We start from the raw sequence: 23,417 nt of genomic DNA, 5'->3' as shown, positions 1-23,417 counted from the left end.
TCACAATCGCCGCCGCTGGTCACGTCTATGGCAGTGGGCATCGATGTCGGCGTCGCTGACGCAACCCTTCCGGCACTCATCATGGTTTACAGCTGATACCCAATTGCGGCGGCGAATAACCCCCGCCGGCGGACCCTTAACACCGTCTACCCCGCGACCTACACTTGTTGACATGAAGCAGGCTCTGCTTCGTGCGGTTGTGTTTCTCGCGTCGTGGGCCGTCGGCCTGCTGGCGGCGGCCTGGGTCGTGCCCGGCGTTTCGGTGTCGGCGTCGGGGTTTATCGTCGCCGTGCTGTTGTTCTCGGTGGCGCAGGCAAGCCTGTCGCTGCTGATCGTGAAGTTGCCGCGGGCATACGCGTCGCTGCTGCTCGGGGGCGCCGGGCTGGTGCTGACCCTGGTCGCGTTGAGCGTGGCCGCGGCGTTCACCCACGGCCTGTCCATCCGCGGCGCCGCCTCCTGGCTCGCCGCGACGATCATCGTGTGGCTGGTGACCACGATCGGGGCGATTCTGCTGCCAGAGGCGCCGGTTCGCGACACGGCCGACTCGACGACCTGAAAACGACCGAAGGAGGGGTGATGAGCGACAGGCATCGCGATCCGACGGACCACTTCCGGACGACGCAACCGCACGCCGGTTTCTCGATGAAGGACAACCTGTACTGGCCCGGGTTCATCCTGTTCCTGGTCGCGGTGGGCGGGATGATCAGCACGACGGCTGCGGCCGCCTACGGCCACTACGAATGGGTCGCCACCACGAGCCTGGTGGCCGTGCTCGGGACGATTGCCGGGGCGTTGTGGTTCGTCGCGGAGCATCGCCGCGTGGGCCGCATCGACGAGCAATGGCACTTCATCCCACGAACCGAGATCCCGCGAACCGAGACGGAGAGCCCCGCGCTGCCCGACTCGCGCGTCTAGTCGGCGCAGGTCACAGGGCCAGCACCGGCCCGGCGATCGGGGATACGCCCAGACCCAGGGCCACCACCATCAAGGTCAGGAGGAACCAGCCCGCGCCGTGCCATCCCCACCAGGTGCCGTGGGCCTTCCATACCCGGTAGGTGCGCAGGAACGCCCAGAGCGCCCCGGCCAGCAGAATCAGCGGACCGCCCAGCGCCAGGATCGTGCGCTGGGGCGTGCCACAGGCCGCGGTGTCGACGCCGGTCCCGGGGCAGGTGCTGACCCACAGCGCGGCAAGAACTAAGAAGCCCATGCCCGCGACCGCGGCCAGGGCGGCAAACCGGATGGCCGCGTGCACCTCGCGGTCCTCCTGCCCTAAGCGGTCACCCGGCGACCGCTGATCCGCCGTTTGCATAGTCGTCCCCCGTGTGCCGGCCCTGATTTATTGGTTAATCGTTCGCTGCGCCGCATTGGTTACGCGCCACGATGATGCAGATCCGGATACCCTGCGCCCTATCAGGGTAAACCGCCCTCAGGCCCACGTCACGGCCGTCAAAGCGCCGCTCAGGGCGCAAACCAGGGCATCGATCTCCCCCCGGGTGACCGTCAGCGCGGGCCGGAACCGGACGCCGTCCTCCCCGCAGCGCAGCGCGATCACGCGGCGTTGCCAGAGCTGGGCGATCACCGCCTCACGGGCCCCGGTGCTCGGCAGGCTGAACGCGCACATCAGGCCGCGGCCGCGGGGGTCGAGAACCAAGGCCGGGAAGTCGTGGGCCAGTTCGACCAGCCGGCCCAGCAGGTAGCGCCCCAACTCGGCGGCGCGATCGAACAACCCGTCGGCCTCGATCACCTCCAGGATGCGGCGGGCCCGCACCATGTCGGCCAGGCTGCCGCCCCAGGTCGAGCTGAGCCGGGAGGCGACCGCGAACACGTTGTCGGGGACCTCATCGACCCGGCGGCCGGCCATCACCCCACACACCTGGGTCTTCTTGCCGAACGCCACCACATCGGGTTGCACGCCCAGTTGCTGGTAGGCCCACGGGGTTCCGGTCAGCCCGCAGCCGGTCTGGACCTCGTCGAAGATCAACAAGGCGTCGTGTTCGTCGCACAGCCGGCGCATCGCCGCGAAGAAGGCGGGACGGAAGTGGCGGTCGCCGCCCTCCCCCTGGATGGGCTCGGCCACGAAGCACGCGACGTCGCGCGGGTGCGCGTCGAACGCCGCCCGGGCCTGCCGCAACGACTCGGCCTCGAGCGCGTCCATGTCGGTCGCCGGCCGGATATAGGGCGCGTCGATGCGCGGCCAGTCGAACTTCGGGAAGCGGGCCACGGTGAGCGGCTTGGTGTTGGTCAGTGACAACGTGTAGCCGCTGCGACCGTGGAACGCGCCGCGCAGGTGCAGGACCCGCGTGCCCAGCGCCGGGTCGATCCCGCGCGCCTGGTTGTGGCGGCTCTTCCAGTCGAACGCGACCTTCAGCGCGTTCTCCACCGCCAGCGCGCCGCCCTCGATGAAGAACAGGTGCGGCAGCGCGGGATCACCCAGCACCCGGACGAAGGTCTCGACGAACCCGGCCATCGCCGCCGTGGCCACGTCGGGGTTGCTCGGCTTGTTCAGCGCGGCCGCGAGGAGCTCCGCGCGGAACTCCTCGTCGTCGGCCAGCGCCGGGTGGTTCATGCCCAGCGCCGACGACGCGACGAACGTGAACATGTCGAGGTAGCGGCGGCCGTCCCGGGCGTCGACCAGGTAGGAGCCGGCCGACCGCGTCAGGTCAAGCACCAAGTCGAACCCGTCAACCAGCATGCTGCGCGACAACGTCTCGGGAACCCGGTCGGAAACGGCGGCGGTCATGCCGCTCATGTTAGCGTGATTCTTACGGTGCTATGACATATTGACAGGAAATATTATGGTATGTATTGCCGATCACTGTAAAAAGTATTGAGGATGATGGTGCTTCGCGTCTGGACGTCGGCCGCCGTGCGGATCCGCTGCAGCAGGTCCTCGAGCGCCCGGGCGGACTCGACGCGGACCAGCAGGACATAGCTCTCCTCGCCCGCCACCGAGTGACACGACTCGATCTCCGCGATGTGTTCCAGGCGGGCGGGCGCATCATCGGGTTGAGAAGGATCCAAGGGAGTGATGGCCACGAACGCCGAGAGCAGGTGCCCGACCGCCTCCGGGTTGATCCGCGCGGAATACCCCGCCACCACGCCGCGCGACTCCAGCCGGCGCACCCGGGACTGCACCGCGGAGACCGACAGGCCCGCCTTCGCGGCCAGCTCCGCCAGGGTCGCGCGACCGTTGGCGACCAGCTCGCGCACCAGGGTCCGGTCAATCTCGTCGAGCGCGTCACCCATGGGCGGAGATTATCGCAGCAAAGCCGAAATCGACGGCGCGCCATGAGCCCCCGGGAAGGCACGCTGGCGGCGTGGCAGCTGCGCGCCCGATTCGCGGCCGGGCTGTCCGCCATGTACGCCGGGGAGGTTCCCGCGTACGGCACGCTGGTCGAGGTGAGCGGCCAGGTCAACGCCGCCCACGTGGCGCGACATCCCGACGCCGAACGGCTTGGGTCGATGGATCGGGTCACCGCGGAGCGGCACGGCGCGATCCGGGTGGGCAGCCCCGCTGAACTGGCCGCCGTCGCCGACCTGTTCGCCGCCTTCGGCATGTACCCGGTGGGCTACTACGACCTGCGCCGCGCCGCCTCGCCGATTCCGGTGGTGTCCACGGCCTTTCGTCCCCTCGACGCGAATGAGTTGGCGCGCAACCCGTTTCGGGTGTTCACCTCGATGCTCGCCACGCGTGACGCGCGCTACTTCGGCCCCGAGCTGCGGGCCCGGGTGGAGACGTTCGTCGCGCGCCGGCGGCTCTTCGACCCCGCATTGGTCGAGCGGGCGCGAACAATTGCGGCCGACGGCGGCTGCGCCGCCGACGAGGCGGGCGCGTTCGTCTCGGCGGCGGTGGCGGCGTTCGCGCTGTCGCGCGAGCCGGTTGACAAGGCCTGGTACGACGAGCTGTCGCGGGTGTCGGCGGTGGCCGCCGACGTCGCCGGGGTGGGCTCCACCCACATCAACCACCTCACGCCGCGGGTGCTCGACATCGACGAGCTGTATCGGCGGATGACCGCGCGCGGCATCACCATGATCGACGCCATCCAGGGGCCGCCCCGCACCGACGGGCCCGCGGTCCTGTTGCGCCAGACCTCTTTTCGCGCGCTGGCCGAGCCCTGCCTGTTTCGCGGCCGGGACGGCCGCGTCACCGCGGGTAGCGTGCGGGTGCGCTTCGGCGAGGTCGAGGCGCGCGGGGTCGCGCTGACGCGCAAGGGCCGGGAACGCTACGACGCCGCGATGGGCGCGCCCGACCCGGCGGCGGCGTGGCACCGGCACTTCCCGCCGACCGACGCGGAAATGGCCGCCGAGGGGCTGGCCTACTATCGCGGCGGCGACCCGTCGGCGCCGGTCGTCTACGAAGACTTCCTGCCGGCGTCGGCGGCGGGCATCTTCCGCTCCAACCTGGACCGCGAAACCCGGGCGCGGGCGGCGGCCGACGACTCGGGCTACGACGCTCAGTGGCTGGCCGGGGCAATCGGCCGCGAGATCCGCGACCCGTACGCACTTTACGAGGAGGCAGCCCGATGAAGACCGAACGTACCGAGGAGTTGCGGTCCCGGGTGCGCGCGGCCTATCAAGCGATGGACGTCGGCGTCACGCTCGGCGACCCCGCCGGGCACGGGCTGCCGGCCAGCACGCCCATCACCGGCGAGGTGCTGTTCACCGTCGGCCACACCACGCCCGAGCAGGCCCGGGCGATCATCGCCGACGCCGCCGAGGCGTTCTCGGCGTGGCGCGCCACGCCGGCCCCGGTGCGCGGCGCGCTGGTGGCCCGCCTCGGCGAGCTGCTCACCCGCCACAAGGACGACCTGGCGACGTTGGTGACCGTCGAGGTGGGCAAGATCGGCTCCGAGGCGCTCGGTGAGGTGCAGGAAATGATCGACGTCTGCCAGTTCGCGGTGGGCCTGTCGCGCCAGCTGTACGGCCGCACCATCGCGTCCGAGCGCCCCGGGCACCGCCTGCTGGAGACCTGGCACCCGCTCGGTGTGGTCGGGGTGATCACCGCGTTCAACTTCCCGGTCGCCGTGTGGGCGTGGAACGCCGCCGTGGCGCTGGTGTGCGGCGACACCGTCGTGTGGAAGCCGTCGGAGCTGACGCCGCTGACGGCGCTGGCCTGCCAGGCGCTGATCGGCCGCGCGGCCGCGGACGTCGGCGCCCCCGCCGCGGTCAGCGGCCTGGTCTTGGGCGAGCGCGACCTCGGCGAGCTGCTGGTGGACGACGACCGGATCGCGTTGGTGTCCGCCACCGGTTCGGTGCGCATGGGCCAGGCCGTCGGCCCCCGGGTCGCCGCGCGCTTCGGGCGGCCCCTGCTGGAGCTGGGCGGCAACAACGCAGCCGTCGTCACGCCGTCGGCCGACCTGGACCTGGCTGTGCGGGCCATCGTGTTCGCCGCCGCCGGCACCGCCGGGCAACGCTGCACCAGCCTGCGCCGGCTGATCGTGCACCGCAGCGTGGCCGACGACGTGGTCGCCCGGGTCGTGGACGCGTGCGGGCGGCTGGCGATCGGCGACCCGTCGGCGCCGGGCACGCTCGTCGGCCCGCTCATCCACGAGACCGCCTACCGCGACATGGTCGGGGCCCTCGAGCAGGCGCGAGCCGACGGCGGCGAGGTCTTCGGCGGCGAGCGCTTCCATCTCGCCAGCCCTGACGGGCAAGAGGCCCACCCGAGCGCCTACTACGTCGAGCCGGCCGTCGTCCGCATGCCGGCACAGACCGACATCGTGGCCACCGAGACGTTCGCGCCGATCCTCTACGTGCTGACCTATGACGACCTGGGCGAGGCGATCGCGCTCAACAACGCCGTGCCGCAAGGACTTTCGTCGGCGATCTTCACCACCGACCTGCGCGAGGCCGAGCGCTTCCTGGACGAATCCGATTGCGGCATCGCCAATGTCAACATCGGCACGTCGGGCGCCGAGATCGGCGGCGCGTTCGGCGGCGAGAAGCAAACCGGCGGCGGGCGGGAGTCCGGCTCGGACGCGTGGAAGGCCTACATGCGCCGAAGTACCAATACCGTCAATTATTCCGACGCGTTACCGCTGGCCCAGGGCGTGACGTTTGGTTGAGCCAATGTGGCGGGCGTCTCATACCGTGTGAGTACTATCTGACACATGCCGACAGCTAGAAGGCGGTTATCCCCTGAGGATCGCCGCGCAGAGCTGCTCGCTTTGGGGGCAGAGGTCTTTGGGAAGCGACCCTATGACGAGGTCCGCATTGACGAGATAGCCGAACGCGCGGGCGTGTCCCGCGCGCTGATGTACCACTACTTCCCGGACAAGCGAGCGTTCTTCGCCGCGGTGGTCAAGGACGAGGCGGACCGGCTCTACGACGCCACCAACAACCCGCCCGAGCCCGGCATGACGATGTTCGAGGAGATCCGGACCGGCGTGCTGGCCTACATGGCCTATCACCAGTCGAACCCGGAGGCCGCCTGGGCCGCGTACGTCGGGCTGGGCCGGTCGGACCCGGTCCTGCTCGGCATCGACGACGAGGCCAAGAACCGCCAGATGGAACACATCATGTCGCGGATCGGCGAGGTCGTGAGCGGGATGCCGGACACCAGCGCGCTGGAACCGAACGTCGAGCGGGACCTGCGGGTGATCATCCAAGGCTGGCTCGCGTTCACCTTCGAGATCTGCCGGCAGCGGATCATGGACCCCACCACCGACGCCGACCGGCTCGCCGACGCCTGCGCGCACACGCTGCTCGACTCCATCGCCCGGGTGCCGGAGATCCCGCCGGAGCTGGCGCACGCGATGGCGACAGCGAGGCTGTGAGAAGGCGCTCACCGACCAATTTGTCGGTGCCCGTTGGCACCATGGTTGGGTGAGCACTCGCACCGACTCCCGGTCACCCGACCCGTTGGGCCGGTTCAGCGCGGCCACCCGCGAGTGGTTCACCGGCACGTTCGCCGCCCCGACCACCGCGCAGGCGCAGGCCTGGGAGGCCATCGCCGACGGCGACAACACCCTGGTGATCGCGCCGACGGGCTCCGGCAAGACCCTCGCGGCGTTCCTGTGGGCCCTGGACTCCCTGGCCAACCCCGCTTCCCCCGCCGGGGCGGCGGAGCGGCCGGCCGGCACCCGCGTGCTCTACGTGTCGCCGCTCAAGGCGCTGGCGGTCGACGTCGAACGCAACCTGCGCACCCCGCTGGCCGGGCTCACCCGCATCGCCGAGCGGCACGGCTTGCCCCCGCCGGACATCAGCGTCGGGGTCCGCTCCGGCGACACCCCGCCCGCCGCCCGCCGGCAGCTCATCGCGCACCCGCCCGACGTGCTGATCACCACCCCGGAATCGCTGTTCCTGATGCTGACGTCGGCGGCCCGGGAAACCCTCGCGAGCGTTCAGACGGTGATCGTCGACGAGATCCACGCCATCGCCGGCGGCAAGCGCGGCGCCCACCTGGCCCTGTCCCTGGAGCGCCTGGACGACCTGCGCCTCGCCTCGTCGCAAGCGCCGCCCGCGCAGCGCATCGGGCTGTCGGCCACCGTGCGCCCGCCCGAGGAGCTGGCGCGCTTCCTGTCGGGCGCCAGCCCCGCCACGCGGACACGGGTGGTGGCGCCGCCGTCGGCCAAGACCATCGAGCTCACGGTGCAGGTCCCGGTGCCCGACATGGCCAACCTCGCCAACAACTCGATCTGGCCCGACGTCGAGGCCCGGCTGGTGGACCTGATCGAGTCGCACGGCTCGACCATCGTGTTCGCGAACTCGCGGCGGCTGGCCGAGCGGCTGACCTCCCGGCTCAACGAGATCCACGCCGAACGCGCCGGGATCTCGCTGGACACCGACCCCAACCCGAAAGTGGCCGGCGGCGCCCCGGCGCACCTGATGGGGAGCGGCCAGAGCTTCGGCGCGCCGCCGCTGCTGGCGCGCGCCCACCACGGCTCGGTCAGCAAGGAGCAGCGCGCCCTGGTCGAGGAGGACCTCAAGCGCGGGCTGCTCAAGGCGGTGGTGGCGACCTCGAGCCTGGAGCTGGGCATCGACATGGGCGCCGTCGACCTGGTGATCCAGGTGGAGGCGCCGCCGTCGGTGGCCAGCGGGCTGCAACGGATCGGGCGGGCGGGCCACCAGGTCGGCGAGGTCTCGCGCGGCGTGCTGTTCCCCAAGCACCGCACTGACCTGATCGGGTGCGCGGTGACGGTGCAGCGCATGCTCGACGGGCAGATCGAGACGATGCGGGTGCCCGCCAACCCGCTGGACATCCTGGCGCAGCAGACCGTCGCGGCCGCCGCGCTGGAGCCGCTGGATGCCGACCGGTGGTTCGACACCGTGCGGCGGGCCGCCCCCTTCGCGACGCTGCCCCGCAGCGTGTTCGAGGCCACCCTGGACCTGCTGGCCGGCAAGTACCCGTCCACCGAGTTCGCCGAGCTGCGCCCGCGCCTGGTCTACGACCGCGACACCGGCACGCTGACCGCGCGGCCCGGTGCGCAGCGGCTGGCCGTCACGTCCGGCGGCGCCATCCCGGACCGCGGGCTGTTCACCGTGTATCTGGCGTCCGAGGCCGAAAAGCCTTCGCGGGTCGGCGAACTCGACGAGGAGATGGTGTACGAGTCCCGACCGGGCGACGTGATCTCGCTGGGCGCCACCAGCTGGCGGATCACCGAGATCACCCACGACCGGGTGCTGGTGATCCCCGCGCCGGGACAGCCGGCCCGGCTGCCGTTCTGGCGCGGCGACGACGTGGGCCGCCCGGCCGAGCTGGGCGCCGCGCTCGGCGCGTTCACCGGGGAGCTGGCCGGCCTCGACCGCGAAGCCTTCGACAAGCGTTGCGCCGCTTTGGGTTTCGATGCCTACGCGACCGACAACCTGTGGGGGCTGCTGGACGAGCAGCGGACCGCCGCGGGGGTGGTCCCCACCGACACCACCCTTTTGGTCGAACGGTTCCGCGACGAGCTCGGCGATTGGCGGGTGATCCTGCATTCGCCGTACGGGCTGCGGGTGCACGGGCCGCTCGCGCTGGCGGTGGGCCGGCGGCTGCGCGAGCGCTACGGCCTCGACGAGAAGCCGACCGCCTCCGACGACGGCATCGTGGTGCGCCTGCCCGACACTTTGGACGAAACCCCGCCGGGCGCAGAACTTTTCGTCTTCGACGCCGACGAGATCGACCCCGTCGTCACCGCCGAGGTGGGCGGCTCGGCGCTGTTCGCGTCGCGGTTCCGGGAGTGCGCGGCGCGCGCGCTGCTGCTGCCCCGCCGCCACCCCGGCCGCCGCTCGCCGCTGTGGCACCAGCGCCAGCGCGCGGCCCAGCTGCTGGACGTGGCGCGCAAGTACCCCGACTTCCCGGTGGTGCTCGAGGCCATCCGCGAATGCCTGCAGGACGTCTACGACGTCCCGGCGCTGACCGCGCTGATGGCCGGCATCGCCCAGCGCAAGGTGCGGGTGCTCGAGGCGGAAACCGCGCGGCCCTCCCCGTTCGCGGCGTCGCTGTTGTTCGGCTACGTCGGCGCCTTCATGTACGAGGGCGACACCCCCCTGGCCGAGCGCCGGGCCGCCGCGCTGTCCTTGGACAGCACGCTGCTGGCCGAGCTGCTGGGCCGCGTGGAGCTGCGGGAGTTGCTCGACCCGGACGTCATCGCCGCGACGGGCCGGCAGCTGCAGCACCTGTCGGCCGACCGGGCCGCCCGCGACGCCGAAGGGGTGGCGGACCTGTTGCGGCTGCTGGGCCCGCTGACCGAGGACGAGGTCTCCGCCCGGGCCGGCGGCGCCGATGTCGGGGGGTGGCTGGAGGGGTTGCGCGGCGCCAGGCGCGCGCTGACCGTGCCGTTCGCGGGCCGCAGCTGGTGGGTGGCCGTCGAGGACATCGGGCGGCTGCGCGACGGGGTCGGGGCGGCGGTTCCGCTGGGCGTCCCGGCCGCGTTCACCGAGGCGGTGGCCGACCCGCTGGGCGAGCTGCTGGGCCGCTACGCGCGCACGCACACCCCGTTCACCACGGCCGAGGCCGCCGGCAGGTTCGGCCTCGGGTTACGCGTCACGGCCGACGTGCTGGGCCGGCTGGCGGCCGACGGCCGGCTGGTGCGCGGCGAGTTCGTCGCCGCCGAACCGCCCGGGGGCGCCGGCGGCGAGCAGTGGTGCGACGCCGATGTGTTGCGCATCCTGCGGCGGCGTTCGCTGGCGGCGCTGCGCGCGCAGGTGGAGCCGGTGAGCACCGCCGCGTACGGGCGGTTCCTGCCGGCCTGGCACCACGTGTCGTCGCCGCAGTCGGGTCTCGACGGCCTGGTCGCCGTGATCGATCAGCTGGCCGGCGTGCGGATGCCGGCTTCGGCAATCGAACCGCTCGTGCTAGCCCCGCGGGTGCGCGACTACTCCCCCGCGATGCTCGACGAACTGCTCGCCGCAGGCGAGGTGACCTGGTCGGGCGCCGGGTCGATCTCGGCGGGCGACGGCTGGATCGCGCTGCACGCCAGCGATTCCGCTCCGCTGACGCTGGCCGGCCCCGCCGAGCTCGACTTCACCGACGCGCACCGCGCGATCCTGGACACGCTGGCCGGGGGCGGCGCCTACTTCTTCCGCCAGCTGGCCCAGGACGCGATCGGTGAGTCGGAGCTGAAAACCGCGCTGTGGGAGCTGATCTGGGCCGGCTGGGTCACCGGCGACACGTTCGCCCCGGTGCGCGCCCTGCTGACCGGCGCCGGGGCCCGTAAGCGATCCGTCCCCGCGCACCGCACCCGCCGCCCGCCGCGGCTGAGCCGCTACAGCGTCGCGCACGCCCAGCACCGCAGCACCGACCCGGCGGTGGCCGGGAGATGGTCGGCCCTGCCAACACCCGAGCCGGATTCCACGCTGCGGGCTCACTACCAGGCCGAGCTGCTGCTGGGCCGCCACGGCGTGCTGACCCGGGGCGCGGTGGCGGCCGAGGGCGTGCCGGGCGGGTTCGCGACCCTCTACAAGGTGCTGAGCACGTTCGAGGAGGCCGGCAGGTGCCAGCGCGGCTACTTCGTCGAGTCGCTGGGCGGCGCCCAGTTCGCCGTCGCGTCCACCGTCGACCGGCTGCGCAGCTACACCGACGACGTCGATCAGGAGCGCCCCGAGTACCGGGCGGTCGCGCTGGCCGCCGCCGATCCCGCCAACCCCTACGGCGCCGCCCTGCCCTGGCCCGCCTCCAGCGCGGAGGGCGCGCGCCCCGGCCGCAAGGCCGGTGCCCTCGTCGTGCTGGTGGACGGCGAGCTGGCCTGGTTCTTAGAGCGCGGCGGCCGATCGCTGCTGACGTTCACCGACGACCCCGCGGCCGCCCATGCGGCGGCGGCGGCGCTGGCCGACCTGGTCGCCGCCCGGCGCGTCGCGTCGATCCTGGTCGAACGCATCGACGGCACGCCGGCGCTGCAACCCCACGCCGGGGGACCGAACCCGGCCGCCGAGGCGCTGGCCGATGCGGGGTTCGCCCGCACCCCACGCGGAATGCGGCTGCGATAGCCCATGCCCGAGGGCGACACCGTCTGGCACACCGCGGCCGTGCTGCGTGAGCACCTGGCCGGGCGCACGCTGACGCGCTGCGACGTGCGGGTGCCGCGGTTCGCCACGGTCGACCTGACGGGGCAGGCGGTCGACGAGGTGCTCAGCCGCGGCAAGCACCTGTTCATCCGGGTGGGGCGGGCCAGCATTCACTCGCACCTGAAGATGGACGGCAGTTGGCGGGTCGGCGGCCGCCCGGTGCGGGTGGATCACCGCGCCCGGATCATCTTGGAAGCCAACGGCGTTCGTGCGGTCGGCGTGGACCTGGGCGTGCTGGAGATCCTGAATCGGGACGCCGACCAGGACGCGGTCGCGCACCTGGGACCCGACCTGCTGGGCCCGGACTGGGACGCCGACCGCGCCGCCGCCAACCTGGCGGCGCAACCCGACCGGCCGATCGCCGAGGCGCTGCTGGACCAGCGGGTGCTGGCCGGCATCGGCAACGTCTATTGCAACGAACTGTGTTTCGTCAGCGGGCGGGTGCCCACCGCGCCGGTCTCCGCCGTCGCCGACCCGCGCCGGCTCGTCGCCCGCGCCCGAGACATGCTGTGGGCCAACCGCTTCCGCTGGAACCGCTGCACCACCGGCGATACCCGGCCGGGCCGGCAGCTGTGGGTCTACGGGCGCGCCGGGCAACCCTGCCGTCGCTGCGGCACCCGCATCCGCTACGACGACGGCGGCGATCGGGTCAGGTATTGGTGCCCCTCCTGCCAGGTCGGCATGCAATGATCTCTGTGCACCGCGGGCCGGACGGGCCCCATCACTACCGGGCGGGAGGTCCCAGCGATGACGACCACCCGAACGCGCCTATCGGTCGGCCTCGCCCTGGCCATGCTCAGCCTCGCGGTGGCGGTCTCGCCGGCCGCGCGCGCCGACGCGGTCGACAACCTCTTCGTCACGGCGGTGAAGAACAAGGGCATCGAGTTCGCCACCCCACAGGCCGCGATCGTCGCCGGTCACGAGGTCTGCGACGAGCTCGATCTCGGTAAGCAGAAGTCCGACATCGCCTCCGAGGTGATGACGAACAGCAACCTGGACGGCTACCGCGCCGGCTTCTTCATCGGCGCGAGCGTCGCCGCGTACTGCCCCCGCTACCGCGGGTCATGAGATGGCTCATGAGATGGCGTCGACCGCGGTCGACAACCGGGACTTGAACTCCTGCGGGATGGGGATGTACCCGTTGTCGGCGAGGCCGTCCTGGCCGGCGCCGATCGTGCTCTGCAGGAAGGCCTTTACCGCCGCGCCGACCTGCGGGTCGGGGTATTTCGAGCACACGATCTCATAGGTCGCCAGCACGATCGGGTACGCGCCGGGCTGGTTGGGCCGATAGAACGAGATGGTGTCGAGGGCAAGGTCGTTGCCCTTGGCGATGAAGAAGGCCGACGAGATGGTCTTGCCCACGGATTCCGCGCTGATCGTCACGGGGTCCGGGCCGGCCGACGTGAGGACCTTGGCGGTGTTCAGTTGTTGCGCCTGGGCGAACGACCATTCGACGTAGGTGATCGCCCCCTCGGTGGTCTTGACGGCGGCCGCGGCGCCGTCGTTGCCCTTGGCGCCCTCGCCGACACCGCCGTTGAACGTCTTGCCGGCGCCCTTGCCCCACGCGCCGTTGGAGGCGCTGTCGAGATATCGCTGGAAGTTGTCGGTGGTGCCCGACTCGTCGTTGCGGAACACGACGCGAATCGGCTCGGCCGGCAAGGTGACGCCCGGGTTGAGCGCCGCGATCGCCGGATCGTTCCAGCCGGTGATGCCGCCGCTGAAGATCCGGGCCGCGGTCGCGCCGTCGAGGTTCAGGGCGCTCACGCCGTTGACGTTGTAGCCGATGACGATCGGGCCGAACACCACCGGCAGGTTCCACGCGGGCGAGCCGCAGCGCTGCTGCGCGCGTCCGTACTCGTCCTTGCTCAGCGGCGAGTCCGAGCCGGCGAAATCGGTTTGATTGCCCACGAATTCGCCGATGCCGGCGCCGGAGCCGTTGGGCGTGTAATTGAGGGACTGGCCTCCGCAGGCCTGTTCGAAGGCCTTGACGAAACGGGTCATCGCGTTCGCCTGGGCGGTGGAGCCGCTGGCCCGCAGGGTCGGCTTGCCGCCGCAGGCCACCTTCACCGGCGGGCTGCTCGTGCCGCTTGGACCGGTGGCGTGGTGGTCGCTGCCGCACGCCGACAGGATCACCGCACCGGCGGCCAGGACCGCCACCGCTGCACCAAATCGATTGAGTTTCAAAGGGATGCCCTCGTCACGGCCATGAGGCATACTAACCGCTTCCGCTAGTTCCGGCCGTGCGCCAGGAAAAACTGGGCGATGACTTCCGAGGCGTCCAGGGCGCGCGAGGTGCGCCCGATGATCGCCTGGGGCAGATACTGCTTGCCCCCCGGCCAGGTGTGCCCGCCGTTGTCGATCCGGTAGAAGATCACCTCGGTGGACGCCGCGCAGGCCGCGGAATCGAAGCGGTGCACGACGGTGCCGTCGCCCACGCCGGGCAGCACCTGCGCCGACGGATCGCCCTGGCACCCATCGGCCGAACGCCAGGTGTCGACCATGGTGTTCGCCGAGATGGAATGGCTGACCCCGCCCCGTCCGCGCACGTTCCCGCCGTCGAATGGCACCAGCGGGTCGGCGGTTCCGTGGGCCGCCAGCACGGACACCGGACGCGACGGGTGGCAGACGATGCCGGCGCCCAGCGTGCCGGCCACCGGCGCGATCGCCGCGAACACGTCGGCGCGGTCACAAGCGAGCCGGTTGGACATGAAGCCGCCGTTGGACATGCCGGTCGCGAAGACGTGCCCGGGCGCGATGTTGTAGTCGCTTTGCAGCTTGCCCGCCAGCGCGACCAGGAACCCGACGTCGTCGATGTGGTGACGATCGGCCGGGGACGCCCCCCGCCCGTCGGCCCAGCTCTTGTCGTAACCGTCGGGATAGGCCACCAGCAGGTTGTTGGCGTCGGCGACGGCGTCGAAGTCGGTCAGGCCCTGCTGGCCGGTTCCGGTGCCGCCCCCGCCGTGCAGGCTGAGCACCAGGGCGACGGGCTCGCCGGGCGGCACGTGCAACGTGTAGGTGCGGTCGATGCCGCCGGAACGCAAGGTGCCGGCCAGATCCCGGGCGCTGGCCGCCGAGACGTGGCGCACGTCACAGCCCGCGACGCCGACCGCGCAGGCCGCCAGGACGAGGAGCGAAAACCAGCGCGGGTACGGCCGGCGGGAACCATTGTTGCGTTGTTCGCAATATCCGCGATGATTAGATGATGGCGAGCTGTAACCTGCTTGCAACGTTGGCGGCCGAACCTTCAGTCGTCAAACAACGGAACTTCAGAACCTTGGGGGTATTAGAAATGACGAGTACCGGTACCCGCAAGCCTCGCCGGCTGCTCCCGCTGTTGGCTGCCGGCTTCATTCCGGCGGTCGCGCTGCTCGGTCCGGTGACGGCTGCCCCGCCGGCATACGCCGACGGCACCGACGACGCGTTCATCACGGCGCTGCACAACCACGGCATCGAGCACGAGTCGCCCAAATCCGCGATCGCAGCGGGTCATTTGGTGTGCCACCAACTCGATATGGGCAAGACGCAGGAACAGATCGCGACCGACGTGATGAACAGCAGCGGCATCGACGGCGACGACGCCGGCTACTTCGTGGCCCTGGCCGAACGCGCGTACTGCCCGCAATACGCGGACGTGCCGTCGTAGCGGCATAACGCCGGTTTAAATCGCGGAATCCGGTCGCCCGAACGCCTTTCGTGTCGCGCTGATTTCAATTCGGCGATCGCCGCACTGTGCAAAGCTGTATGTGCGAAATTCGCGGCTGGGGCCAATGGCGCTGACAGGGAGGAGGCGAAATGACGATCACCCGCATCGTCCAGCTGGTCGTGCTAGCCGCGTTCGCTCCCCTGGCGGCCACGGCCGCGGTCGCCCGCGCCGACGCCGCCGACGACGCGTTCCTCGCGGCGCTCAGCGCCAAGGGCATCCATTTCGGTTCGCCCGACAAGGCCTTGATCGCGGGCCACGAGGTCTGCGACGAGCTGGACACCGGCCGGACGGTGAACCAGGTCGCGTCGACCGTCATGAGCAACAGCAGCCTCGACGGTTATCACGCCGGGTATTTCGTCGGCGCCAGCATTCGGGCGTACTGCCCCAAGTACGCGTCCTGACCTCACAGCGAACGTGCTTTTTTCTTAACCTGACGGCAACGCGCACGGCCGCTCTTGCGAGATCTGCCGGCCCTACACTCCCGATATCACCTACCAGCTCGGAGAACTGATTACGTGGTATCGAGAATTTTAGTTGGCGCCGCAGTCGCAGTCGGGATGGCGATTTCGATAGCGGCACCGGCCGGCGCCGACCCCAGCGTGTTCAACGATCTGTCCTGCAGTTGCCCGCAGACGGTCTCGAACGGCGGCTCCTCCCTCGCCGACCAGATCAACCGGGGCATCCAGTCCGGCCTCGCCGGCGGGAACGTCGCCCGCGCCCAGCAGTAGCGGCCTTCAGCCGGCGGCACCGCGCCCGACGGCCTGCACGGCTGCGTGCTCGTGCAGCGCCTGTTCGGCGTCCGGGTGAACGGGTTTGAGGTCGAACACGACGTCCTTGACGGTCCCGGTGAACGCGTACGGCGCCCTGTCCTCGTAATCGCGGTCCACGACGAGGCCGTTGTCGCGCCCGATGTCCATCCCCGCGTATGACGTGAAGGCCAGCGGCACCGTGTTGGCCATCGAGCCCTCACCGATCAGCCGGTCGTCGGCCCAGAGCGTCACCCGCCCACCCGAACCCGGGACGGGTTGATCGGATTCGAAGAGCATGCGCACCGTCACGTCGCCGGTGGGAATCGGCTCGGTGGACACCTGCTTGTAGGTGTCCACGCCGAGGAACGAGTACGTGTGGCGCAGCCGCCGGCGCTCGTCGACCCATAGCGCGAACCCGCCGATGAAGTCGGCGTCGGCGACGATCACGCCCTGCGCGCCGTCGTCGGGAACGACCAGCCGCGCCTCGATCGCGTAGGAGCGCCCGAAGATCCGGGGCACCATGCCGCGCTGGATGTTCTGCACGCCGCCCTTGAAGGTGAACCGGGTGGTGGTCGGCAGCGGCGGCAGGCTGCCGAACATCACCGCGAGGCCACCCAGCAGCGGCAGCACCCGGTTTCGTTCGGCCTCCTGCCACCACAGCCGGGTGAGCTCGGCAACCTTATCGGGATGCTCGGCGGCGACGTTGCGCGCCTGGGAGAAGTCGTCGGGCAGGTAGTACAGCTCCCAGACGTCGCTGTCCGGGTCGTACGTTCCGGGCGCGAACCGCGCCAGCGTCTGGGGTGAGAGGTCCCACGGCGCCTTGTCGAGCCGGGTGCACGCCCACCATCCGTCCTGGTAAATGGCGCGGCTGCCGAACATTTCGAAGTACTGCACCGTGTGGCGCTCTTCCGCCCCCGGGTCGTCGAAGGTGTGAACGAAACTGGTTCCGTCCATCGCTTCCTGCTCGAAGCCGTCGACGCTGACCGGCTGCGGTAAACCGATGGCCTCCAACACCGTTGGCGCGATGTCGATGCAGTGGGTGAACTGGCCGCGGATCGCGGCGTCGGGACGGATCCGGCTCGGCCAGGCGACCACCATCGGGTCGCGGGTGCCGCCGAGGTGGCTGGCCATCTGCTTGCCCCACTGGAACGGGGTGTTGTTTGCGTGCGCCCAGGCGCTCGCGAAATGCGGTGCGGTGAACTCGTTTCCGAGCGCCTCGATTCCCCCGTACTGCTCGATGAGCTCGAGTTGACGGTCGGCGTCGAGCAGCACCCCGTTCAGGAACGTCATCTCGTTGAACGAGCCGGTGACGGTGCCCTCCATGCTGGCGCCGTTGTCGCCCCAGATGTAGAAGACCAGCGTGTTGTCGGATTCGCCGAGATCCTCGATCGCGTCGAGCAGTCGGCCGACGTTCCAGTCCGCGTTCTCGGAGAACCCGGCGAACACCTCCATCTGGCGGGCGAAGAGCTTCTTCTGGTTGTCCGAAAGGCCGTCCCACGCCGGGAACAAATCGGGCCGCTCGGTCAGCTCGGCGTCGGGCGGTATCACGCCGAGCTGCTTTTGGCGTTCGAATGTCTTGCGCCGGTAGACATCCCAGCCCTCGTCGAATTGGCCCAGGTATTTGTCGGCCCATTCGGCGAACACGTGGTGCGGGGCGTGGGTGGCGCCGGTCGAGTAGTACATCAGCCAGGGCTTCTCGGCGTCCTGCGCCCGCACGGCGTGCAGCCATTCGACGGCCTTGTCGGTGAGGTCGTCGGGGAAGTAGTAGGGGCGGCCGTCCTTACCCTGAGGCACGCCGATGACGGAGTTGTCCTGGGTGATGATCGGGTCGTACTGGCCGGCGGCGCCGGACAGGAAGCCCCAGAAGTGGTCGAAGCCCCAGCCCACCGGCCAGTTGTCGAACGGGCCCGCCGCGCCCTGGACATTGTCCGGGGTGAGGTGCCACTTGCCGAAACCGCCCGTCACGTAACCGTTGTCGCGCAGGATGCGGGGCAGCGCGGCGCAACTGCGCGGCCGGACCGACGAATAGCCCGGGAAGGGGCCGGGGAACTCGGTGACCGAACCGAAGCCGACCCGGTGGTGGTTACGCCCGGTCAGCAGCGCCGCGCGGGTCGGCGAGCAGACCGCGGTGACGTGAAAGCGGTTGTAGGTCAATCCGTTCTGAGCCACCCGGGTCAGGGTCGGGGTCCGGATGGCGCCGCCGAAGGTGTCCGGGCCGCCGAACCCGGCGTCGTCGATGAGCACGATCAGCACGTTGGGTGCGCCGTCGGGTGCCTTGGCCCCCGGGACGATCGTCCAGTCGCCGACCGAGTCGGCCATGGTGCGGCCGATTGTGCCGCCGAAAGCTCGCTGCGGCAACGGCAGCCGGGTGCGGTCGGGGTTGAACTTGCCCATCGCCTCTTCCAGCGCCGCGCCCAGGCTGCGCAGCGTCGAACGGCTCAGCTCCGCAACGGATTTCATCGGAGAGCCGGCGCAGGCCTGCTCAACGCCCAGGCGGCCCTCCGCCGGTGTCACGGCGATGATCAGGCCGCTGCCCGCGGCCAGCGCCTGCCCGATCTTGTCGGCCAGCCCGCTCTTGATCCGGTGGTCGGCGAACGTTCCCGCCAGCGCCCCGGCCGCCGCACCGACCGCGGCTGTGGCGAGCAGGGCCGGCGAAAACAGGCCGACCGCCAGGCCGGCGCCGGCCCCCCACGCCGCGCCCCGGCGACCCAGCCGGTTGCCCGTGTCGAGCAGCACGGGATTGCCGTCGGCGTCCTTGCCGACGAGCACCGCGCCGCGCAGCGCGACCTCCTTGGCCTTGGTTCGCTCGGCCAGGGTTTCGAAGTCGTGGCGAGCCGCATCGAGGTCCTGATAACCGGCGACAATGACCAGCGCCTGATCTTCGCTCATGATCTCGGAGCGTAGTGGAAGCGCGCGGCGCGGCGGCGGATTCGGTGCTCGTCTCCGCGGGTGCGGTGCGGCTGCCCGTTGTGGTTCAGCGGCTCGCTGTAGAACATCAGCTTGGCGAGCTCCACCAGGACCAGGTAGACGACGACGAAGCCACCCAGCACGGCGAAGAACTGCCACGGCAACGGTGTGAAACCCAGGGTGTGGGCCAGCGGCGAGATGGTCAGCGCCACCCCGACGGCGACCACGGTGAGGCTGGTGACGGTCAGCGGGACGCTGGCTCGGCTGCGGAAGAACGGCACCTTGCGGGTGCGGATCGCGAAGATGATCAGCGTCTGCGTCGCAAGCGATTCCACGAACCAGCCGGTGCGGAATTCGACGACGCCGGCGTGCAGCACGCCCAGCATCAACCCGAACGTCAGGAAGTCGAACAGGGAGCTGATCGGCCCGAAGATCAGCATGAACCGGCGGATGAAGGCGACGTTCCAGTGCGACGGCGCGTGCAGCTGTTCCTCGTCGACCCGGTCGGTGGGGATGGCGAGCTGGGAGCTGTCGTAGAGCAGGTTGTTGAGCAGGATCTGGCTGGGCAGCATCGGCAGGAACGGCAGCAGCGCCGACGCGGCGGCCGCGCTGAACATGTTGCCGAAGTTGCTCGATGTGCCCATCAGCACGTACTTGATGGTGTTGGCGAATATCCGCCGGCCCTCGGCGACACCGGTGGCCAGCACGCCGAGGTCCTTCTCCAGCAGCACCACGTCGGCCGCATCCTTGGCGACGTCGGTGGCGCTGTCGACGGAGATCCCCACGTCGGCGGCATGCAGGGCCAGCGCGTCGTTCACACCGTCGCCGAGGAAGCCCACCGATCGCCCGTGCCGGCGCAGCGAGACGATCAACCGTGCCTTCTGCTCGGGCGAGATTCGGGCGAAGATCGTGTTGTTGCGGGCGGCCTCGGCGAAGGCATCGTCGTCGAGGGGATCGAGGTCCGCCCCGGTGGCGGTACCCTTGGACGCCAAATCTAGCTCGGCGCACACCTTTTCGGCGACACGCGGATTGTCGCCGGTCGCGATCTTGAGTTCGATGCCCAACGCGGCCAGCTGTGAAAGAGATTGGCGCGCAGCGGGTTTGGGTTCATCGGCGAAGACCAGAAAGCCGGCCAGCGCGAGGTCGCGTTCGTCGTCGGCGGTGACGGCGCTCAGCTCGCCCGCGGGCCGCAGCGCCACGGCCACCACCCGGCGCCCGGCGGCGAACAGCGCCGCGAGGGTCTCGTCGGCCGCCGGCGACGCCGCCCGGCATCGGGCCAGCACCTGCTCCGGCGCGCCCTTGACCACGAGGAGGCGTTTCCCTCCGTCGTCGACCAGGACCGACGTCGCACGGCGCTCGTGGTCGAACGGCAGGATCGCGACGCGACGCACCGCATCGCCCACCAAGTCCTGCGCCCCCGCGGATTTCCAGAGCGCGGCGTCGAGCGGATTGGCGCTGACGCCACCGGAATCCGGGTCGACGTCGGTGGCCAGCAACCCCAGCCGCCGGACCGGGTCGGCGTGCGCGCCGGCGGGGTCGATCGCGTCGACCAGGCGGATCTGGCCCTCCGTCAGGGTGCCGGTCTTGTCGGTGATCAGGATGTCGATGTCGCCCAGGTCCTCGATGCACACCAGCCGTTTGACGAGCACCTTCGACTTGGCCAGTTGCCGCGATCCGGTCGCGAGGCTGGTGCTGACCACCGCGGGCAGCAGCTGGGGCGTGATGCCCACCGCGATGGCCAGCGAGAACAGCACCGAATCGATGATCGGCTTGGACAGCAGCAGGTTGCTGGCCAGGATGATCACCATCAGCGCGATCGCGACCTGCAGCAGCAGGTAGGAGAACTTGCGCAGCCCGAACTGGAAGTCCGTTTCCGGCTGACGCTGGTCCAAACCCGCCGCGATGCGGCCGAATTCGGCGTCTTTGCCGGTGGCGTACACCACGCCGACGCCCTCCCCGGCGCTGACGATGGTGCCCATGAAGGCCAGGTCGGCCGACTCCGCCAGCGCGGCGCCGGGCGGCGTCGGCAGGGGCGACTTCTCCGAGCCGGTCGACTCCCCGGTCAGGATGCTTTCGTTGCATTCCAGGCCGGTGACCTCGATCAGCCGGACATCGGCGGGCACGGCCTCGCCCAGCGAAAGCCGGATCACGTCGCCGGGCACCAGGTCGGTGACGCTGACCGTCACGAACTTCGAGTCGCGGCGCGCCAGGGCGTTGTGGTGCACCCGCCCGTGCAGGTCGGCGGCGGCCCGCTCGGCGCGGTATTCGTTGACGAAGCCCAGACCGATGCTGGCGGCCAGGATGATGCCGATGATGACCGCCTGCATGCTGTCGCCGAGGAAGTACGACACAACCGCGGTGCCGGCCAACAGGATCAGCACCGCGCTACGCAGTTGGCGACCGAGCACCGCGAGCGCGTTGACGTGATGGGTCCGCACGGCGTTGGGGCCGTGCTGCGCCAGGCGGGCGGCCGCCTCGGCGCTGGACAGCCCGGCGGCCGAGCTGCCCAGCCATTCCAGGACCGCCTCGACGGGGGCTTCGGCGACCCGCTTGGCGGTCAGCGGCGCCGCGACGGCCGCAGTGGTGGCGGTCATCGCGTTCCATCCTCGGCGGGCAGCACGCCGGTGCGCATGAAGATGACGCGGCGGCCGATTTCCACGGCGTGGTCGCCGAAGCGCTCGTAGAAGCGGCCCAGCAACGCCGCCTCCACGCCCACCGAGATGCTGTGCTTCCACTCGCGATCCAGCAGCACGGAGAACAACCGGCTGTACAGGTCGTCCATCGCCTGGTCTTGTTCGCGAAGCTGGGCGGCCTGCTGCGGGTCACGGGCAATCAGCACCTGTTTTGCGCTGGCGCCCAACTCGATTGCCACCTTGCCCATCTCGGCGAAGCAGCCGCGGACTTCGTCGGGGAGCACCTGCCTGGGGTACTCGCGCCGGGCGATGTCGGCCACGTGCACGGCCAGCGCGCCCATTCGCTCGGTGTCGGCGATGATCTGTATCGAGCTGAAGATATCCCGCAGGTCGCCCGCCACCGGCTGCTGCAGGGCCAGCAGCCCGAACGCCTCCTTTTCGGCCGTCGCCCGCATCGACACGATCCGCTCCTGGCCGCGGATCACCTGCTCGGCGGCGTCCAGGTCCGCCTCCAGCAGGGCCTGGGTCGCGCGCTTCATCGCCACCCCGGCCAGGCCGCACATCTCGCCCAGTTGTGCCGCCAGATTGTCGAGCTGCTCGTGGTAGGCGGTTCGCATGCGGTACATCATCACCAGGGCGGCGCGACGGCGACAGGGGCTTAAGTCGTCTTGGTGAAGTTGTCGATCGCCAAACCGGTTGGCGCTACCCGCCGTTCACGTCCGGTACACGTCGCGGTTACCTGCGGCGCCCGAGTCGCGGGCGGGTCGCTTTGGTCGTACCGTGGTCGCGTGGAGCACGAGAATCGCTTGCAGCTCAAGCCCTATCGGTCGGCGTCGGAGCATCTCGACGGCGCCTGGTGGCCGCGGTCGACCCGGTTGGTCGACGAGTTGCCGGCCTTGCTGGCGTCGGTGTCCGACCGACTCGGGCGCGTCGTGATGGTGGGCTACCGCCGCAACGGCTGGCACGAGACGCCGGAATTGGTCGAGATCGGCGGCCACACAGTCGAATTGCTTGGCTTCACCAGCGACGAGCCGACCAGTGTGATCCTGTTCGGCGAGGACGGCCACCACCTCACGCTGCACGTCATCCGGCCCGACGCCGCCGAGGAGGCAGCCCGTCGGGAACTGCAGCAGGCCGGGGTCGCCGACCCCGACGCCGTGCCCGCCAGCACTTCCGCCGTCGCGCGGTCGGTGGCCGAGGTCGCCGACAAGCTGGCCCGCCACGAGGGGCTCGGCGACGAGCAGCGCACCGCGCAGATCAAAGAGTGGTGCGAGCAGGCCGCCCAGCAATTCGTCGACGCCCCCGTGCAGACGTTCGTTCCGATCCTCGTCGAACACATCGTTCGCAACCGCATGATCGAGTCCCGCGCGGGCGCGGCGACCGGCTAGGTGTACTGACCTGAGAGGTTAGGTACGCGGCTGGCGGGTGGTTGGCCGCCGAGTGCGGTGTGGCCGCGGTGGTGATTGTAGGTGTGGAGCCAGATGGCGAATTCCGCGCATCGTTCAGCGTCACTGCGGTAGAGCCGGGCGTAGGCCCATTCGTCGGCCAGGGTGCGGTGGAATCTCTCCACTTTGCCGTTCGTCTGGGGGCGATACGGTCGGGTGCGGCGGTGCTCGATCCCGCCAAGAGCGTCGCGGAACACATAGGATCGATAGCAGGATCCGTTGTCGGTCAATATTTTTCGAACGCAGATGCCGCACTGTGCGAACCAGGCGTTGGCGCGTAGCCAAAACGCTGCTGCGGTCTCTTTGCGCTCATCGGTCAGCAGCTCGCTATAGGCCAGCCGCGAGTGCGCATCGATAGCGGTGTGCAGGAAGTGATAGCCGCGCACGGGCCGGTAGTGCTTGTCGAGGACGCCGGTGCTGCGATCGGCCCGGGCGTTGTGCTTGCCTGCGCTGCGACCCAGCATGCGCCAACCGCCGCCGGCAGGGATCTTGC

At 70.3% G+C, this 23,417-nt stretch carries 21 protein-coding genes; 12 read left to right on the top strand and 9 right to left on the bottom strand.

Annotation, left to right across the window (positions count from 1 at the left end; translation table 11 throughout):
- Positions 1 to 172 precede the first annotated feature (172 nt).
- Both AWB92_RS18230 and usfY read left to right on the top strand, forming a co-directional pair.
- Positions 173 to 556, top strand: a complete 384-nt coding sequence (locus tag AWB92_RS18230; RefSeq protein WP_085188148.1) for a phage holin family protein — start codon at positions 173 to 175, stop codon at positions 554 to 556.
- A 20-nt stretch (positions 557 to 576) separates the two neighbouring features.
- Positions 577 to 915 (top strand): protein UsfY, encoded by a 339-nt coding sequence (usfY, locus tag AWB92_RS18225; protein ID WP_085188146.1) that lies wholly within the window; start codon positions 577 to 579, stop codon positions 913 to 915.
- Between the two features lie 10 nt (positions 916 to 925).
- Here usfY and AWB92_RS18220 read toward each other — a convergent pair whose 3' ends face one another.
- The 3 genes from AWB92_RS18220 to AWB92_RS18210 form a co-directional block, all read right to left on the bottom strand.
- On the bottom strand, positions 926 to 1,309 hold the full coding sequence (locus AWB92_RS18220; RefSeq protein ID WP_085188144.1) for a hypothetical protein: 384 nt from the start codon (positions 1,307 to 1,309) through the stop codon (positions 926 to 928).
- A gap of 117 nt (positions 1,310 to 1,426) precedes the next feature.
- Positions 1,427 to 2,740: an L-lysine 6-transaminase gene (gene lat, locus AWB92_RS18215; RefSeq protein WP_241523510.1), complete on the bottom strand. Its 1,314-nt coding sequence runs from the start codon at positions 2,738 to 2,740 to the stop codon at positions 1,427 to 1,429.
- A gap of 53 nt (positions 2,741 to 2,793) precedes the next feature.
- Positions 2,794 to 3,246 (bottom strand): Lrp/AsnC family transcriptional regulator, encoded by a 453-nt coding sequence (locus tag AWB92_RS18210; RefSeq protein ID WP_068112540.1) that lies wholly within the window; start codon positions 3,244 to 3,246, stop codon positions 2,794 to 2,796.
- A 42-nt stretch (positions 3,247 to 3,288) separates the two neighbouring features.
- On the opposite strand from AWB92_RS18210, the gene AWB92_RS18205 reads away from it, so the two are divergent.
- Genes AWB92_RS18205 through AWB92_RS18180 form a run of 6 tightly spaced genes read left to right on the top strand, consistent with a single transcriptional unit; the run spans position 3,289 to position 12,555 of the window.
- On the top strand, positions 3,289 to 4,527 hold the full coding sequence (locus AWB92_RS18205; RefSeq protein WP_085188140.1) for a VOC family protein: 1,239 nt from the start codon (positions 3,289 to 3,291) through the stop codon (positions 4,525 to 4,527).
- Positions 4,528 to 4,559: 32 nt separating this feature from the next.
- The gene (locus AWB92_RS18200) at positions 4,560 to 6,065 is read left to right on the top strand and encodes an aldehyde dehydrogenase family protein (RefSeq protein ID WP_142282165.1); all 1,506 of its coding nucleotides are present in this window, start codon (positions 4,560 to 4,562) and stop codon (positions 6,063 to 6,065) included.
- 45 nt (positions 6,066 to 6,110) lie between these two features.
- A complete protein-coding gene (locus tag AWB92_RS18195; RefSeq protein ID WP_085188136.1) occupies positions 6,111 to 6,776 on the top strand; it encodes a TetR/AcrR family transcriptional regulator in 666 nt (221 codons plus the stop codon).
- A gap of 49 nt (positions 6,777 to 6,825) precedes the next feature.
- Positions 6,826 to 11,409 carry an ATP-dependent helicase gene (locus AWB92_RS18190; RefSeq protein ID WP_085188134.1) on the top strand — a complete coding sequence of 1,528 codons (4,584 nt, stop codon included), beginning with the start codon at positions 6,826 to 6,828 and terminating at the stop codon, positions 11,407 to 11,409.
- Positions 11,410 to 11,412: 3 nt separating this feature from the next.
- Positions 11,413 to 12,177, top strand: a complete 765-nt coding sequence (gene nei2 / locus AWB92_RS18185) for an endonuclease VIII Nei2 (RefSeq protein ID WP_085188132.1) — start codon at positions 11,413 to 11,415, stop codon at positions 12,175 to 12,177.
- A 57-nt stretch (positions 12,178 to 12,234) separates the two neighbouring features.
- Entirely contained in the window at positions 12,235 to 12,555 is a 321-nt protein-coding gene (locus tag AWB92_RS18180) for a DUF732 domain-containing protein (RefSeq protein ID WP_085188130.1), read from the top strand.
- Between the two features lie 6 nt (positions 12,556 to 12,561).
- On the opposite strand, the gene pstS is transcribed toward AWB92_RS18180, so the two are convergent.
- A complete protein-coding gene (gene pstS, locus AWB92_RS18175; RefSeq protein ID WP_085188128.1) occupies positions 12,562 to 13,671 on the bottom strand; it encodes a phosphate ABC transporter substrate-binding protein PstS in 1,110 nt (369 codons plus the stop codon).
- A gap of 44 nt (positions 13,672 to 13,715) precedes the next feature.
- Positions 13,716 to 14,609: a PHB depolymerase family esterase gene (locus tag AWB92_RS18170; RefSeq protein WP_241523514.1), complete on the bottom strand. Its 894-nt coding sequence runs from the start codon at positions 14,607 to 14,609 to the stop codon at positions 13,716 to 13,718.
- A 167-nt stretch (positions 14,610 to 14,776) separates the two neighbouring features.
- Between AWB92_RS18170 and AWB92_RS18165 the strand changes: the two genes are divergently transcribed.
- The 3 genes from AWB92_RS18165 (at position 14,777) to AWB92_RS29465 (ending at position 15,918) form a co-directional block, all read left to right on the top strand.
- Entirely contained in the window at positions 14,777 to 15,130 is a 354-nt protein-coding gene (locus tag AWB92_RS18165) for a DUF732 domain-containing protein (protein WP_068112563.1), read from the top strand.
- Between the two features lie 149 nt (positions 15,131 to 15,279).
- Positions 15,280 to 15,591 (top strand): DUF732 domain-containing protein, encoded by a 312-nt coding sequence (locus tag AWB92_RS18160; RefSeq protein WP_085188124.1) that lies wholly within the window; start codon positions 15,280 to 15,282, stop codon positions 15,589 to 15,591.
- A 156-nt stretch (positions 15,592 to 15,747) separates the two neighbouring features.
- Entirely contained in the window at positions 15,748 to 15,918 is a 171-nt protein-coding gene (locus AWB92_RS29465) for a hypothetical protein (RefSeq protein ID WP_241523509.1), read from the top strand.
- Between the two features lie 6 nt (positions 15,919 to 15,924).
- On the opposite strand, the gene AWB92_RS18155 is transcribed toward AWB92_RS29465, so the two are convergent.
- The 3 genes from AWB92_RS18155 to phoU are packed head-to-tail and all read right to left on the bottom strand — an operon-like array spanning position 15,925 to position 22,096.
- Positions 15,925 to 18,831: an arylsulfatase gene (locus AWB92_RS18155; RefSeq protein WP_142282164.1), complete on the bottom strand. Its 2,907-nt coding sequence runs from the start codon at positions 18,829 to 18,831 to the stop codon at positions 15,925 to 15,927.
- The gene (mgtA, locus tag AWB92_RS18150; RefSeq protein WP_085188120.1) at positions 18,825 to 21,440 is read right to left on the bottom strand and encodes a magnesium-translocating P-type ATPase; all 2,616 of its coding nucleotides are present in this window, start codon (positions 21,438 to 21,440) and stop codon (positions 18,825 to 18,827) included. The genes AWB92_RS18155 and mgtA overlap by 7 nt, the downstream gene beginning before the upstream one ends.
- The gene (gene phoU / locus AWB92_RS18145; protein ID WP_085188316.1) at positions 21,437 to 22,096 is read right to left on the bottom strand and encodes a phosphate signaling complex protein PhoU; all 660 of its coding nucleotides are present in this window, start codon (positions 22,094 to 22,096) and stop codon (positions 21,437 to 21,439) included. The genes mgtA and phoU overlap by 4 nt, the downstream gene beginning before the upstream one ends.
- A gap of 171 nt (positions 22,097 to 22,267) precedes the next feature.
- Between phoU and AWB92_RS18140 the strand changes: the two genes are divergently transcribed.
- Positions 22,268 to 22,867 (top strand): DUF5994 family protein, encoded by a 600-nt coding sequence (locus AWB92_RS18140; RefSeq protein WP_085188118.1) that lies wholly within the window; start codon positions 22,268 to 22,270, stop codon positions 22,865 to 22,867.
- On the opposite strand, the gene AWB92_RS18135 is transcribed toward AWB92_RS18140, so the two are convergent.
- Positions 22,864 to 23,417: integrase core domain-containing protein (locus AWB92_RS18135; protein WP_142282155.1), on the bottom strand; the 554-nt coding region annotated here is incomplete at its 5' end. The genes AWB92_RS18140 and AWB92_RS18135 overlap by 4 nt on opposite strands.

It is taken from the genome of Mycobacterium sp. IEC1808 (assembly GCF_002101935.1).
Lineage (GTDB): Bacteria > Actinomycetota > Actinomycetes > Mycobacteriales > Mycobacteriaceae > Mycobacterium.
Note: the sequence above shows the minus strand (reverse complement) of the source record. Positions and strands in the feature narration are given on the sequence as shown.